Annotated in this window: 15 protein-coding genes and 2 tRNA genes; 6 read left to right on the top strand and 11 right to left on the bottom strand. The window is 32.1% G+C overall.

All coding sequences use genetic code 11. From position 1 onward, the window contains the following. The first annotated feature begins 48 nt into the window (after positions 1–48). The 4 genes from IM744_RS18375 (at position 49) to IM744_RS18360 (ending at position 4,749) form a co-directional block, all read left to right on the top strand. On the top strand, positions 49–2,319 hold the full coding sequence (locus tag IM744_RS18375) for an aconitate hydratase (protein ID WP_194509640.1): 2,271 nt from the start codon (positions 49–51) through the stop codon (positions 2,317–2,319). A 126-nt stretch (positions 2,320–2,445) separates the two neighbouring features. Continuing rightward, complete coding sequence (locus tag IM744_RS18370) at positions 2,446–3,117, top strand: Crp/Fnr family transcriptional regulator (protein WP_194509639.1); 672 nt, start codon at positions 2,446–2,448, stop codon at positions 3,115–3,117. Between the two features lie 83 nt (positions 3,118–3,200). Further along, positions 3,201–4,076 (top strand): anti-sigma factor, encoded by an 876-nt coding sequence (locus IM744_RS18365; RefSeq protein ID WP_194509638.1) that lies wholly within the window; start codon positions 3,201–3,203, stop codon positions 4,074–4,076. Positions 4,077–4,170: 94 nt separating this feature from the next. Further along, the gene (locus IM744_RS18360) at positions 4,171–4,749 is read left to right on the top strand and encodes a TlpA family protein disulfide reductase (protein ID WP_194509637.1); all 579 of its coding nucleotides are present in this window, start codon (positions 4,171–4,173) and stop codon (positions 4,747–4,749) included. On the opposite strand, the gene IM744_RS18355 is transcribed toward IM744_RS18360, so the two are convergent. The 7 genes from IM744_RS18355 to IM744_RS18325 form a co-directional block, all read right to left on the bottom strand. Further along, positions 4,736–5,881, bottom strand: coding sequence for a lycopene cyclase family protein (locus IM744_RS18355; protein WP_194509636.1), 1,146 nt, complete (start codon positions 5,879–5,881; stop codon positions 4,736–4,738). The genes IM744_RS18360 and IM744_RS18355 overlap by 14 nt on opposite strands. Before the next feature lie 15 nt (positions 5,882–5,896). Then, the gene (locus tag IM744_RS18350) at positions 5,897–6,346 is read right to left on the bottom strand and encodes a sterol desaturase family protein (RefSeq protein WP_194509635.1); all 450 of its coding nucleotides are present in this window, start codon (positions 6,344–6,346) and stop codon (positions 5,897–5,899) included. A 4-nt stretch (positions 6,347–6,350) separates the two neighbouring features. After that, entirely contained in the window at positions 6,351–7,190 is an 840-nt protein-coding gene (locus tag IM744_RS18345; protein WP_194509634.1) for a phytoene/squalene synthase family protein, read from the bottom strand. A 1-nt stretch (position 7,191) separates the two neighbouring features. Next, a complete protein-coding gene (locus IM744_RS18340; protein WP_194509633.1) occupies positions 7,192–8,658 on the bottom strand; it encodes a phytoene desaturase family protein in 1,467 nt (488 codons plus the stop codon). Positions 8,659–8,712: 54 nt separating this feature from the next. Then, entirely contained in the window at positions 8,713–9,612 is a 900-nt protein-coding gene (locus IM744_RS18335; protein ID WP_194509632.1) for a MerR family transcriptional regulator, read from the bottom strand. Positions 9,613–9,811: 199 nt separating this feature from the next. Then, positions 9,812–9,895 (bottom strand) — tRNA-Leu (locus IM744_RS18330). Positions 9,896–9,951: 56 nt separating this feature from the next. Beyond that, positions 9,952–10,024: transfer RNA gene (locus IM744_RS18325), tRNA-Lys, on the bottom strand. 129 nt (positions 10,025–10,153) lie between these two features. Here IM744_RS18325 and IM744_RS18320 point away from each other — a divergent pair. Next, positions 10,154–10,672 (top strand): shikimate kinase, encoded by a 519-nt coding sequence (locus IM744_RS18320; protein ID WP_194509631.1) that lies wholly within the window; start codon positions 10,154–10,156, stop codon positions 10,670–10,672. Here IM744_RS18320 and IM744_RS18315 read toward each other — a convergent pair. Next, on the bottom strand, positions 10,664–11,167 hold the full coding sequence (locus IM744_RS18315) for a phosphoribosyltransferase family protein (protein WP_194509630.1): 504 nt from the start codon (positions 11,165–11,167) through the stop codon (positions 10,664–10,666). The two genes, IM744_RS18320 and IM744_RS18315, sit on opposite strands and share 9 nt — an antisense overlap. Before the next feature lie 57 nt (positions 11,168–11,224). Continuing rightward, the gene (locus tag IM744_RS18310) at positions 11,225–11,605 is read right to left on the bottom strand and encodes an RNA-binding S4 domain-containing protein (RefSeq protein WP_194509629.1); all 381 of its coding nucleotides are present in this window, start codon (positions 11,603–11,605) and stop codon (positions 11,225–11,227) included. 126 nt (positions 11,606–11,731) lie between these two features. On the opposite strand from IM744_RS18310, the gene IM744_RS18305 reads away from it, so the two are divergent. Further along, a complete protein-coding gene (locus IM744_RS18305; RefSeq protein WP_194509628.1) occupies positions 11,732–12,667 on the top strand; it encodes an FKBP-type peptidyl-prolyl cis-trans isomerase in 936 nt (311 codons plus the stop codon). A 77-nt stretch (positions 12,668–12,744) separates the two neighbouring features. Here the strand turns inward: IM744_RS18305 and IM744_RS18300 are convergent, their stop codons facing one another. Continuing rightward, positions 12,745–13,335: a porin family protein gene (locus IM744_RS18300; RefSeq protein WP_194509627.1), complete on the bottom strand. Its 591-nt coding sequence runs from the start codon at positions 13,333–13,335 to the stop codon at positions 12,745–12,747. A gap of 167 nt (positions 13,336–13,502) precedes the next feature. After that, positions 13,503–14,456 (bottom strand): transketolase family protein, encoded by a 954-nt coding sequence (locus IM744_RS18295; RefSeq protein WP_194509626.1) that lies wholly within the window; start codon positions 14,454–14,456, stop codon positions 13,503–13,505.

Below are 14,456 nucleotides of genomic sequence, written 5' to 3'. Positions count from 1 at the left end.
AATTTGCTACACTAAAAAAAATAAAAATCAACCTTATAAATAATACATATGGCATTTGATATTGACATGATAAAGAAGGTTTATTCTAATATGACTGAGCGTGTAGATGCAGCTCGTGATATTGTAGGTAAACCATTAACGCTTTCAGAAAAAATATTATACTCTCACCTTTGGGAAGGAAAACCTACCAAAGCGTTAGTTAGAGGTAAAGATTATGTTGATTTTGCGCCAGATAGAGTAGCATGTCAAGATGCAACAGCGCAAATGGCATTGTTGCAATTTATGCAAGCTGGTAAAACTAAAGTAGCAGTACCAACTACTGTGCATTGTGATCACTTGATTCAAGCAAAAAACGGAGCTTCAATAGATTTACAGCATGCAATAAGCACAAGTAATGAAGTTTTTAATTTCCTTGAATCTGTTTCTAATAAATTCGGAATTGGTTTCTGGAGACCAGGTGCAGGAATTATTCACCAAGTTGTTTTAGAAAATTATGCATTTCCTGGAGGAATGATGATTGGTACAGATTCTCATACTGTAAATGCAGGAGGATTAGGTATGGTTGCCATTGGAGTTGGTGGAGCAGATGCTGTTGATGTAATGGCTGGTATGGCTTGGGAGTTGAAATTTCCGAAGTTAATAGGAGTAAGATTAACTGGTAAATTATCTGGTTGGACAGCGCCTAAAGATGTGATCTTAAAAGTTGCAGGAATATTAACCGCTAAAGGTGGTACTGGAGCTATCGTAGAATATTTTGGACCTGGAGCAAAAGGAATGTCTTGTACAGGAAAAGGTACCATTTGTAATATGGGAGCTGAGATTGGAGCAACAACTTCAACTTTTGGTTATGATGAGTCTATGGAGCGTTATTTACGTGCTACAGATAGAGCAGATGTTGCAGATGCTGCAAATCAAGTAAAAGAATATTTAACAGGAGATGATGAAGTTTATGCAAATCCTGAACAATACTTTGATCAAGTTATTGATATTAATTTAACAGAATTGAATCCATTATTAAATGGACCATTTACTCCAGATTTATCAACTGCAGTAGGTTCTGCAATGACTGAAAAAGCTAAGAAAAACGATTGGCCATTAAAAGTAGAATGGGGTTTAATTGGTTCTTGTACCAATTCATCTTATGAAGATTTATCTCGTGCATCTTCTGTTGCGCAACAAGCTTTAGATAAAGGTTTGAAGATGAAGTCTGAATTAGGGATTAATCCAGGATCTGAAATGGTAAGATATACCACAGAAAGAGATGGGATTTTAGAAATTTTCGAAAAATTAGATGCTAAGATTTTCACAAACGCTTGTGGACCATGTATTGGTCAGTGGGCTCGTTATGAAGATCCAAAAAATGCACCAAAAAATAGTATTGTACACTCATTTAACAGAAACTTTGCAAAACGTGCAGATGGAAATCCAAACACGCATGCTTTTGTTGCGTCTCCAGAAATAACTGCTGCAATTGCCATTGCTGGTCGCTTGGATTTTAATCCAATGACAGATAAGTTAATCAATGAAAATGGTGAAGAAGTGATGTTAAGCGAACCAACAGGATGGGAATTACCTCCAAAAGGTTTCGCAGTTGATGATAATGGGTATTTAGCGCCTATGGCAGATGGAAGTGGAGTGCAGATTACTGTAGCTTCAGATTCTGAAAGACTTCAATTATTAACACCTTTTGAACCTATTGGAAACGATATTTCAGGAGCAAAATTATTAATTAAAGCCTTTGGTAAATGTACTACAGATCATATTTCTATGGCTGGACCTTGGTTACGTTTTAGAGGACATTTAGATAATATTTCTAACAACTGTTTAATTGGAGCAGTTAATGCTTTTGGTAAGAAAACAAACTTTGTTAAGAATCAATTAACTGGTGAGTTTGGTGGAGTTCCTGATACTGCAAGAGCTTATAAAGCTGCAGGTGTTAAATCTATAGTTGTGGGAGATCATAATTATGGTGAAGGATCTTCTCGTGAGCATGCTGCAATGGAGCCTAGACATTTAGGTGTTGTTGCTGTAATCGTAAAGTCTTTTGCACGTATCCATGAAACAAACCTTAAAAAACAAGGAATGTTAGGATTGACATTTGCTAACGAAAGTGATTATGATTTAATTCAAGAAGATGATACATTTAACTTCTTAGATTTAAATGAATTTGCTCCAGAAAAGCAATTAACAATTGAAATTGTTCATGCAGATGGAAGTAAAGACACTATTAAAGTGAATCATACGTATAACCAATCTCAAATTGATTGGTATAATGAAGGTTCTGCTTTAAACTTAATTAAAAAAGAAAATGCAGCATAATATCTGTATTTGAATTAAATATGAAAAAGCCTTAACAATTCTGTTAGGGCTTTTTTTATGGATTTTATTGTAAGGTATTTTATATTCAAACGACTGCTATAAGCATCTAACAATAAAATACGCATCATGCATTCACTCTGGTTTTTTGACGATGTTAACCTTTTTAAGGTGCTTTGTCCACATAAATTTAAGAAGTATAAAAAAGAGCATGACTTCGATGCTTATAAAAAGAAAGACTACATCTACTTTGAAGATGACTCTGCTAATAAAATTTATCTAATAGAAAACGGGAAAGTTAAAATTGGATACTACAATGAAAATGGAGATGAAGTCGTAAAGGCTATTCTGTCTAAAGGCGAATTGTTTGGTGAGAAAGCTATTTTAGGTGATAATGTTAGAGACGAATTTGCACAGTCTATTGATAATTCTACTTCTATATGCCCTATTGGTGTCACAACGATGCATGACTTAATGAGAGATAATCAAACCTTTAGCTTCAAAGTCTATAAGTTTATTGGTTTTAAATTTAAAAAATTAGAACGTAGATTACAATTATTGATGTTTAAAGACACAAAAACGAGACTAGTAGAATTTATAGATGAATTGTGTGCTGATTATGGTTATGACTGTGAGAAAACTGGAGATAATGTTATTCTACACCCTTATACACAAAAAGATATTGCATCTTTAATTGGTACTTCTCGACCTACACTTAATATCCTTCTCAATGAGCTTAAAGAAGAGAACTACATTAATTTCAATAGAAAAGAAATAAGAATTTTAAAAAAATCTGCATAAAATTTCACTTGTGTTAGCTAGCTAACATTTTATGATTCAACTAAGCTATAATTTTGAAGTATAAATAATAAAATTATAAAGCGATGATTAAAAAAATGTTTTTAGCAGTTTTGGCATTAGGAATTTTTGCCACATCATGTGATAGTGATGACGATGGAGTTAGTATTCCTACAAATTCAGATTTGACTCTTGATCTTGATGGATTAGAATCACTAGGAAGTGATTTTGTATACGAAGGTTGGATAATTGTAGATGGAGCGCCTGTGTCTACAGGTACATTTACGAGTGTAACTTTTCCTCAGACATTCTCTGTAAATACAGTACAATTAAATAGTGCAACAGCATTTGTGCTTTCAATTGAACCATCTGTTGATACAGATCCATTACCAGCAGCAACAAAAGTTCTTAGCGGTGAATTTTCTGGAAATTCAGCAGCAGTAAATACAGGTCTTATTGGAGATTTTAGTTCTGCATCAGGCGAGTTCTTTTTAAGAACACCAACAGATGAGACGGGAACAAACAATATGAATGATCAAAATGGTGTATGGTTTGGAACACCAGGAACACCACCATTACCAAACTTCAACTTACCAGTTTTACCAGCAGGCTGGGCTTATGAAGGATGGGTAGTAGGTGAAACAGGACCAATAACAACAGGAACATTTACTGCTTTTGATGCAGTAGATAGTACAAATGGTTTTAGTGGAACAGAAAATAATGTAGGACCTCCAGTACCAGGAGAAGATTTTTTATTAAATGCACCAGCAGGCGAAACGTTTCCTTTAGATGTTAGAGGACGAACAGTTGTAATTTCTGTAGAGCCAGTACCAGATAATTCTCCAGCACCATTTGCTTTGAAGCCATTGGTAGGAACTGCAGGTGATGAAACTGCACCAGCAACGCATGCTTTTGATCAAAACTTAGGATCTTTACCAACAGGTTCTATTTCAAGAAACTAGTTTGAAATTAGTATTAGACAAAATTTATAATTTTGTTGTTAGATTTGAAACGCATTACCGACTATGGTAATGCGTTTCTTAATTTTAATATATTATGGCAAAGTCCAAAAAATCAAAAGTATTTAATCTTATAATTTTAATTGTTATTGCGTTGATGATTATTCCGCAAACAAGACAGCCTATTCAAGTGTTTTTACAAAAGGGAATTGCAATGATTGTAAAACCTAGTGTTATTGATACTTCGGAAAGAGTTAAACTTTCAAGCTTTGACTGGAAATTACAAGATATTGAGGGTAACAACTTTGATTTCTCTTCTGCTGAAGGAAAAGTGATTGTTATTAATTTTTGGGCAACTTGGTGTCCGCCTTGTATTGCAGAAATGCCTAGTCTTGAAAAGTTGTATCAAAATTATGAATCTAATGATGATGTGATCTTCTTGTTTGTGTCAAATGAAGAAACTACTATAATAAATAATTTTATTAAAAAGAAAGGCTACACTTTTAATGCCTTTCAACCTTTAACTAATTATCCTCAAGAATTTAATGTATCTTCAATACCAAGAACATTCATTATAAGTAAAAAAGGAGAGATCGTTATTGATAAATCTGGAGCTGCAGATTGGAATAGTGAACGTGTAACTAATACTATTGATGAGTTGCTTAAAGCGTTTTAAAAAAAGCCTTTATAAAACTCCAGGAAAATAAAGACATCATGATTTTAAGCTCTTCTCTAAACGAAGACTCTTCATCTAAAAACCTAAACAACGTTTGTACTGAGTTTTTTGCATAGAAACTTTCAAAAATCCATTCGCCTTTGTGGTTTTCGTCTTTGAGGACTTTAAGAAAAACTTTATCGTAAAACTTATATTTTCTTCGGAATAATCCATGAGATGGTATTCGTCCAGTTTTTAAGTTGTCTATAATTATGGCAATTTTCTTTTCGGTGTGTTTAAAGGAATAACCGGTTGACCCTTTTACCCAACCACCTCCTGTGCCAATTTTAGTTATTTTTTTGGTGTTAAATTTTGAGAAATTATAATTGGTCATTGGTATTTGACCAGCTTCGGTTTCTAAGATAGAGTAGGAGTCTATTTTTAAATACTCTTTGATATAGGTTTTAATATAGGTGTCATAAACCAATTCGTCTACAGTATTTGCTGTGAAATAGGTGAATTCTACTAAAGCTTCCCTTTTTGAAAATGGCAAGACGTAAGTGAATGTGGTTTGATTTCCATCCTTTAGACGATAGTCCATCATGGTCACTTTATCTTCATCGAAAACATCAGATTCTGTTTTAATTATCCAACCTTTAAAATGCTGAATGATAGAAATGCTGTCATTTGCTTCGGTAGAAAATTCTTCAGGAATTCTACTATCAAAAACGTGAGTAGAAGTGTAAGAATTTTTATTCGTTGTTACAGTAACTTGATCTTTTTCTTGTACAGAACTCACACGCTCTTCAATAAAGTAAATGTTGTCCTTCTGGTTGAGTTGTGCTTTAGCTTCCGTGTAAAAATCTATAGCACATATCGTCTTGTAAGAATAAGGTGTGAGGTTTAAATTGGTTGTTTTTTTTGAAGTAATTATAGAAGCCTTATTCCAAGATTTATGAATGATTGCATTCCATTGTGAAGGCTTAGTTTCCCAGAAACTCCATGTTTTATCATTGGTAGTCTTATCTGATGGATCAATTAATGCGATAGTTTTTTGGTCAAAGGACGATTCCGAAGTCAACTTTAAAGCCAATTGAAGTCCTGCTAGTCCGTTTCCAACAATGATAAAATCGAAATGGGAAGGCGTTGTCATAGATAAGGTAAACTGCTATTTTTTGAAATATTTGAAAGGTACAAATAACATTCCAAAGCATTCTCCATCTCCTTTACCTAAATGCTTATGGTGCATTTTGTGAGCACGTCTCACACCTTTTGCATACCAATTATTAGCATTTCTAAACAGTTTAAATCGTTGATGAATAAAAATATCGTGCACTATAAAGTAAGTTACACCATACGTCATTATACCCAGTGCAATGGGCAAACAATACCAAACGCCTTCATAACTCCATAAATAAAAACAGGTCATGCTCACAATGGCATAAAATATAAAAAAGGCATCATTGCGTTCAAACCAACTATCATGGTCTTTATGATGGTGGTCTTTATGTAAGCTCCATAAGAAACCGTGCATTACATATTTGTGAGTAAACCAAGCCATAAATTCCATGGTGCTAAAAACGCCTAAGAAAATTATTATCCAGTATATAGTATGCATTCTATTATAATAAGTTTAATTGATATTTGACATAGCTTCTCGTGAGTAACTCAATTTTTTTATAGTTAGGCACTCTAATTCTTGTCGATTTTATTTCTAATGCTGGTGTTTTCTTTAGCTTTTTAAGCAACTGACTGTAATATCTATAGGCTACAAAAACACCAAATTTTGCTTCTATTGGTAATCTTTTAATACCATGTAGTCCTTTTGCAAAATCATTTTCTATATCTTCAATAATTGCTTGCTTAGAGATTTCATCTAGTTGGTTTAAATCTGTGTTTGGAAAATAGCTTCTACTTAAATCTTCAAAATCTGCTTTTAAATCTCTTAGAAAATTCACTTTTTGAAATGCAGATCCTAAGCTCATAGCTGAGTCTTTTAATGATTCATACTTTTCTTGATCACCTTTAACAAAGACTTTTAAACACATTAAACCCACAACATCTGCAGATCCATAAATATACTCTTTGTATTCCTCATCTGTTAAATACGTGTTTTTATGCAAGTCTGTGCGCATACTTTTCATAAACGAATCAACGAGTTTTTTATCGATACTGTATTTATGATAGGTTTCTTGAAATGAATTTAAAATTGGATTTAAACTGATTTTTTGTTCTAATGCGAGTTCTAAATCTTTAGTAAAATTATCAAATAGCATCTGTTTGTCATAATCATGAAAGGTGTCTACAATTTCATCTGCGAAACGAACAAACCCATAAATATTGTAAATATCTTGACATATGGAATTAGACAACATTTTTGTTGCTAATGAAAAAGAAGTACTGTAAGATTTTGTTACAGTCTTACTACACTTGTGGGAAACAGAATCAAAGATTGATTTCATACTAGTTGCTATGATGTTTTTTAATAAGCTCTGCTACTAATTTTCCTGAAATTAGTGATGGCGGAACTCCTGGTCCTGGAACCGTTAATTGTCCTGTGAAATAAAGATTATCTACCTTTTTACTTTTTAATTTAGGTCTTAAAAATGCAGTTTGTAATAATGTGTTTGCCATACCATAAGCATTTCCTTTATATGAATTATAATCCTTTATAAAGTCATTGACGCAAAATGACTCTTTAAATATAATATTTTTTTTGACGCTTTGAGAAGTTAAATTTTCAAATCTGTCAATTATTTTTTTAAAGTATAATTCTCGTAATTCTTCGGTGTCTTCTAATCCTGGAGCTAACGGTATTAAGAAAATACCAGCTTCTTTACCATCTGGAGCAGAACTCGCATCTGTTATAGATGGAAAACTGGCATAAAACAACGGATCGTCTGGCCATTTGGCTTTGTCATAAATATCTTTTGCATGTACATCAAAATCTACATCAAAAAATAAGGTGTGATGGTTGACGTTTTTTAATTTTTTATCAAAGCCTACATAAAATAATAGTGATGAAGGCGCAAATGTTTTTTTCTCCCAATAGTTTTCAGAATATTGAACATATTGAGAATCCAATAAGGTTTCAGTATGATGGTAATCTGCTCCACTCAAGATAACGTCACTTTTATATTCAATACCATTTGAAATCAAAGCGGTTGCTTTACCATTGTCTACGATAATTTTATCAATAGGGTTTTCTGTGAGTATTTTTACTCCTAAGCTTTTTGCTAAGGTTTCCATAGCAAGGATGACTTGATACATTCCTTTTTTAGGGTGAAATGTGCCGATACCAAAATCGGCATAATTCATAAAACTATAGAATGATGGTGTGTTATCTGGTTTTGCTCCTAAAAATAGCACAGGAAATTCGAGGATCATAGCTAACCTATCATTCTTAAATTCTTTTCTTACATCTTTTTTTATAGTGCTAAAAAACTGACCTATTTTTTTTATAGTTACTGGAGTTACTAACTCAAATGGTGAAACACCAGGTCTATATACTAAATCTTTAATGGCAACGTCGTAATTATTTTGAGCGTTATCAATGAATTCCATTAGTTTTTTAGAACTGCCTTTCTCTTCATTTTCAAATGCTATGCAAATTTTTTCTAAGGTGTCTTCTATCGTTATAAAATCCTCTTTTCCGAAGTAAACACTGTAAGCAGGATTTAGTTTTTCTAAAGTATAATAGTCTTCAGGTGTTTTATTGAAATCTGCAAAAAAACGTTCAAAGACATCTGGCATCCAATACCAGGTTGGACCAATGTCAAAGGTGAATCCGTCTTTTTTGAGTTGTCTAGCACGACCACCAATAGTTTTGTTTTTTTCAAAAATGGTAACCTCGTAGCCCTCTTTTGCTAAATAGCAAGATGCTGCAAGAGCTGAAAATCCAGAACCAATAATAGATATATTTTTATTCATTGTTTAACAAATGTAATGCAAAGTTAAACAAAACTGACTTTTGCTGAAGTTTTTTTATAAATTTTTAACTAAATTTTCAATAGAGTCAAAAGTTGTAACCTGTTTAGGGAGTGTTTTTAAATCGAAATCGGTTAACATTCTTCCTAAAACCCAGAGTTTAATAGATTTTTTGATTAGTAACTTTTCTGAAAACTCCTTGAGGTAATCTACTAGATGTTCTCTCTCTGGTTTGACTGTGAAGTAAGATAAGAAAGTGATGTCATCGTAATAGTTGAGTAGGTCTTTTAAGCTATCTAGAGGAACGCTTTGCCCTAAGAATATAGATTTATATCCATTGGCTATTAATTGATAGTTAATAATCATTAATCCCAATTCATGAACTTCATTTTCGGGAAGATATAGAACAAAGACCTTGTCGTTTTCAATTTGACTTTGAGATTGAATTTTCTCAGTATTAACTAAAATTTTCTGTCTAATTAATGAGGTTAAAAAATGTTCGTGTGCTGGTGTAATGGTATCGGTTTGCCAAAGCATGCCAATTTCAGAAAGTAATGGGATGAAATCTTGATAGAACATTTCAAGAAATGATTTCTCTTTTATTAAAGTTTCATAAGTATCATAAAAGAGTTTTTGATCAAAATTTAACATTGACAGTTTAAATATATCAATCGCATGATTGTTTGTGAGGTCGTTTTGGGCAACCTCTTTCACTAATATGGGTATTTGCTTAGCATGAAGTGATGCAATTTTAGATATTTTATATCCATTACTGTTTAAGTAACTAATGTTTAAAAGCTTTTGTAGGTTAGCTAAGCTATAGTATCTAATATTAGTGTCTGTGCGTTCTGGTTGGAGTAGGTTGTATCGTTTCTCCCAAATTCTAATAGTATGTGCTTTGACGCCTGTTAGGTTTTCAAGATCTTTAATACTAAAAGTACTTTTTATATTGTTCATTTTTAACTTAGAAATGTTAAACAAAAATAGTATTTTTTTGGAGAGACAGCTAAATTTTTATTTTTTTAATACTAAGCTTATAAAAAAAACAGAAATCAGATTTTAAAAAATAAAGAAAGTAAATTAAAAATACACAAGATAATTCTAAGGCTTTTGAATTAAAGTATTAATGTGATTTGGATTTGAAGAGATTTAAAAGTGCGCACGAGAAGACTCGAACTTCCACGGACTAATGTCCACCAACCCCTCAAGCTGGCGCGTCTACCAATTCCGCCACGTGCGCATTATTTAAATAAAGGTAAAAAAAAAGTTAAGCATATGCTTAACTTTTTTTTGTTGTGACCAGTCTGGGGCTCGAACCCAGGACCCTCTCCTTAAAAGGGAGATGCTCTGCCAACTGAGCTAACTGGTCAATAAGTTTCTCTAACGAGGGTGCAAATATAAAACGATTAATCAATAATCCAAGCCTATTTTAAAAATTTTTTTTGTTTTTTTGTTTTATCATTAATTATGATTTTAATAATCAATATATAATAATAGTATGATGTTTTTTTTAGTTGGGTATATGGGGTCAGGTAAGTCCGTAATAGGCAATAAATTAGCTGAAATTTTAAAGTATGATTTTATTGATTTAGATGAATACATAGTTCAAAAAGAAGGCATAACTATCAAAAAAATATTTGATAAAAAAGGTGAAATTTATTTTAGAAAAATTGAAAATCTTTATTTTAAAGAGTTAATTGGTTCAAAAAACACAGTAGTTTCTTTGGGAGGAGGTACACCATGTTATGGAAATAACATGAATTTAATTCTAGAATCTGAAAATTCATTAAGTATTTACTTAAAAGCATCTATAGGAACATTAGTAGATAGATTGTATGAAGAAAAATCGAAAAGACCTTTAATAGCACATTTAGAATCTAAAAGTCAACTTACAGAGTTTATAGGTAAACATATATTTGAACGAGCTCCTTTTTATGAACAGTCCAGTTTAATTATTAAAACAGATGGTTTAATGGTAAAAGAGGTTGTAGATAAATTGGTTCTAAAATTATTTTAGAAAAGCTTGATATGCTTTACTAGTTAAATCAATTTCAACGTGCTCATGAAGCGATGTTGATAAAGAAATCCCTTTAAAATCTGCTTTCACAGGATATTTCTTGTGATTTCTATTTACTAAAACAGCGGTTTTGAATTGTTTTAAAGGCACATCTAAAAAATGTTTTACACCGTAAATTAAAGTGCTTCCTGAGTTTAATACATCATCAATTAAAACTATTGATTTATTAGAGTATTCTTCTTTGGTGAGTGATGTTTTTATATCATTAAGCGGATTCTTTTTATCAATAGTAACTTTACAGAGAACAGGTGTAATATCAGAAATTTTTTCTAAAACTTGTTTTAACTTTTTTGCCAGAATGAATCCATTATCTTCTATACCTGCTAAAATTATTTCTTCCTCCTCAATATTACATTCATAAATTTGATAAGCAATACGTTTTATTTTATGTTGTATTTCCTGATGATCTAAAATAATGTTCTTGGTAATGCTCATAGGTGCTTTCCTTTTCTTCAAAGATAAAAAAGAGTTTTCTTAATCGTCCTTTAAATTTTAGATATCTTCTTCTGGTGTTTCGTGAAAATCGTCAATATCCCTTCTGTCTTTCTTTGTTGGTCTACCAACTCCTTTCTTGCGATAATAATCTTTTGAATATTTAAGCAAATCTTTAGCATCAAATGCTTCTTTGGGAGTTACATCGGTCACGTATAGATTAACAATTTTAGCACCAACACGACTTTCGGGTAGATCATTAACAACTAGCTGGTACTTGACTTGGTCCTTTCTAAATTCAATTTTATCTGTTGCATAAACATCTCTACTTGGTTTAACAACTTGACCATTGACTTTTACATGACCTTTTTTACATGCATTTGTTGCAATACTTCTCGTTTTGCAATATCTAATGCACCAAAGATATTTATCTATTCGCATATTAAAACTGTGAAATTGACGTTAATTGTATTGTGCAAAAGTATTATATTATTGTATCTTGCGCCTTAAAAATAAGCAATATTGAACAATTCAAATTTAATTTGAATTAAAGAAAAATTAATCACCATGAATTCTAAATACATAACAATTTTAATTGTCATTTTGTTTGCAACACTTGGGGCTTGTACTCCAGACGATACAGATGTAGTTATTGTGCCAGCTCGTGATAGAGGTGAGCAACAAATCGTAGATAACGATTCTCTTTTAGATTATTTACAGACCCATTACTACAATAAATCTTTTTTTAGTGACTCATCTGCAGACTATACCAAAGAAGATATTATCATTTCAGAATCACCAACAGATGGAGATGGTAATCCAAATGAGTTATTGATAAATGATGTTGTTACCTATACAACATCATACCAAAGTCAAGTCTATGAATATTACGTTTTAGATTTAAATCCAGCATTATTTGATGGAGATGGAGGCCCTAAACCAAATTTCACAGATGACGTAAGTATTAGTTACACGGGGTTTGAGCAAGATGGGGATGTTTTTGATAGTACTGTTAATCCAATAACATTAGATTTAATTGGTGTAATTCCAGGTTGGAGAGATGTAATACAAGATTTTAAAACTGCAGAAAGTGGACCTGTTATAAATGAAGATGGTACAGTAAGTTATAGTAATTATGGTTTAGGTGTTATGTTTTTACCATCAGGTTTGGCATATTTTAATTCACCTCCATATACTATTCCAACATACTCCAACTTGATATTTAAGTTTGAATTATATACTTCAGAACCTAATGATCATGATGGTGATGGTGTATATACACATCTAGAAGATCTTGATGGAAATGAGAACATAACAGATGATGATACAGATGGTGATGAGATTCCAAATTATATTGATATTGATGATGATGGAGACGGAGTATTAACAATATATGAAGATTTAGATAATGATGGAGATCCAACTAATGACGATTCTGATATGGATGGAATACCAAACTATTTAGATGAGGATTCAACTGAGTCTAATCAAATAGATAGTTAATATAGATCCTATTTTAAATACAAACAAAAAAAGACGCTAAATGCGTCTTTTTTTATACTATAACTTTTACTGATGAATTATAAAGCAATAGACAAACTCAAAATTAATTGATCTGGTCTTGTGTCAATTCTACTCACAACGCCTTCTCCTAAATTATTACCAATAAATGTGGCTTCATTGTTACTAAATCCTCTTTCGTATCTTAAATCAATACCAATTTTGTTGAAGTTTAATCCAACACCAAAATTTAGTCCAACCGAAAAATCATCTTCTACATTATCAATATTAATACCATCAAATTCAGTATCTAGAATATATTGTAAAGATGGTCCTGCGAAGACACTAACTGGTCCAATAACTTTAATACCTACAAGTAAAGGAGCGTCAATTTTTTTCATTGTGAACTCATCACTGTCGTAGTCACTTTTTGTACTTGTGTACATAAGTTCTGGTCTAAAATATAATTGGTTTCCAATTTTACCAAAGACACCTAGATGATAACCAACATTACGATCTGGATTTTGTGCATTCTCACCAATAGATTCAAAATAATCTCCATTCGCATTGTAATTAAGTCCACCTTTTATACCAAATGAACTTCCCTTTTGTGCTTGAGCACTGAAACAAATTAACGTTAATAAAAACGTACTAATAACTAATTTTTGCATAATATTCGTTTTTTTTGATTTGGATGTATAATATCAAAAACGTTGCCAAACGATAATTATTTCTTTATTTCCTGAAATTTGCCAGATAATATTTACAAATAAAAATAAAAAAAATCTAGCTGATTAGAGCTAGATTTTTAAGTGTTACTTAATAAGAGAAGTCTTAATTACTTTCTTTTTGTGACCAATTCTGAAGCTTTGATAATAGCATTCGCATTTAATCCATATTTTTCCATGAGTTGATCTGCAGTTCCAGATTCTCCAAATGTGTCTTTTGTACCAACAAATTCTTGAGGAGTTGGTTGATGTTGAGATAATACTCTGGCAACACTTTCTCCTAAACCACCTATAACGCTATGCTCTTCAGCAGTAACGACACAACCAGTTTTTGCAACAGAGTCTATAATGGCTTTGTCGTCAAGAGGTTTTATGGTGTGTATATTAATAACTTCTGCAGAAATCCCTTTTTCATTTAATGTCTTTGCAGCTTCAAGCGCTTCCCAAACTAAATGTCCAGTAGCAAGAATGGTAACATCATTACCTTCGGTTAATTTTACAGCTTTACCTATTTCAAAGTTTTGATCTTCTGGAGTAAAGTTGGCTACTTTTGGTCTTCCAAAACGTAAATAGACAGGTCCATGATGCTTTGCTATTGCAATAGTTGCAGCTTTAGTTTGATTGTAATCACAGGTGTTAATTACAGTCATTCCTGGAAGCATTTTCATTAAACCTATATCTTCAAGGATTTGATGAGTTGCTCCATCTTCTCCTAATGTTAATCCTGCATGAGATGCACAGATTTTTACATTTTTATCAGAATAGGCAACACTTTGTCTTATTTGGTCATAAACACGACCTGTAGAAAAATTCGCAAAAGTTCCTGTAAAAGGAATTTTTCCTCCAATAGTCATTCCTGCTGCAAGACCAATCATATTAGCCTCTGCAATTCCCACTTGGAAAAAACGTTCTGGATGGTTTGCTTTGAAATCATCCATTTTAAGAGAACCAATCAAATCGGCACAAAGTGCAACAACGTTTTCATTTGTTTGTCCTAATTCTGTTAATCCTGCTCCAAATCCTGAGCGTGTATCTTTATTTCCTGTATTTGTATATGTCTTCAT

This window comes from Psychroserpens luteus, from assembly GCF_015319355.1.
GTDB lineage: Bacteria > Bacteroidota > Bacteroidia > Flavobacteriales > Flavobacteriaceae > Psychroserpens > Psychroserpens luteus.
Note: the sequence above shows the minus strand (reverse complement) of the source record. Positions and strands in the feature narration are given on the sequence as shown.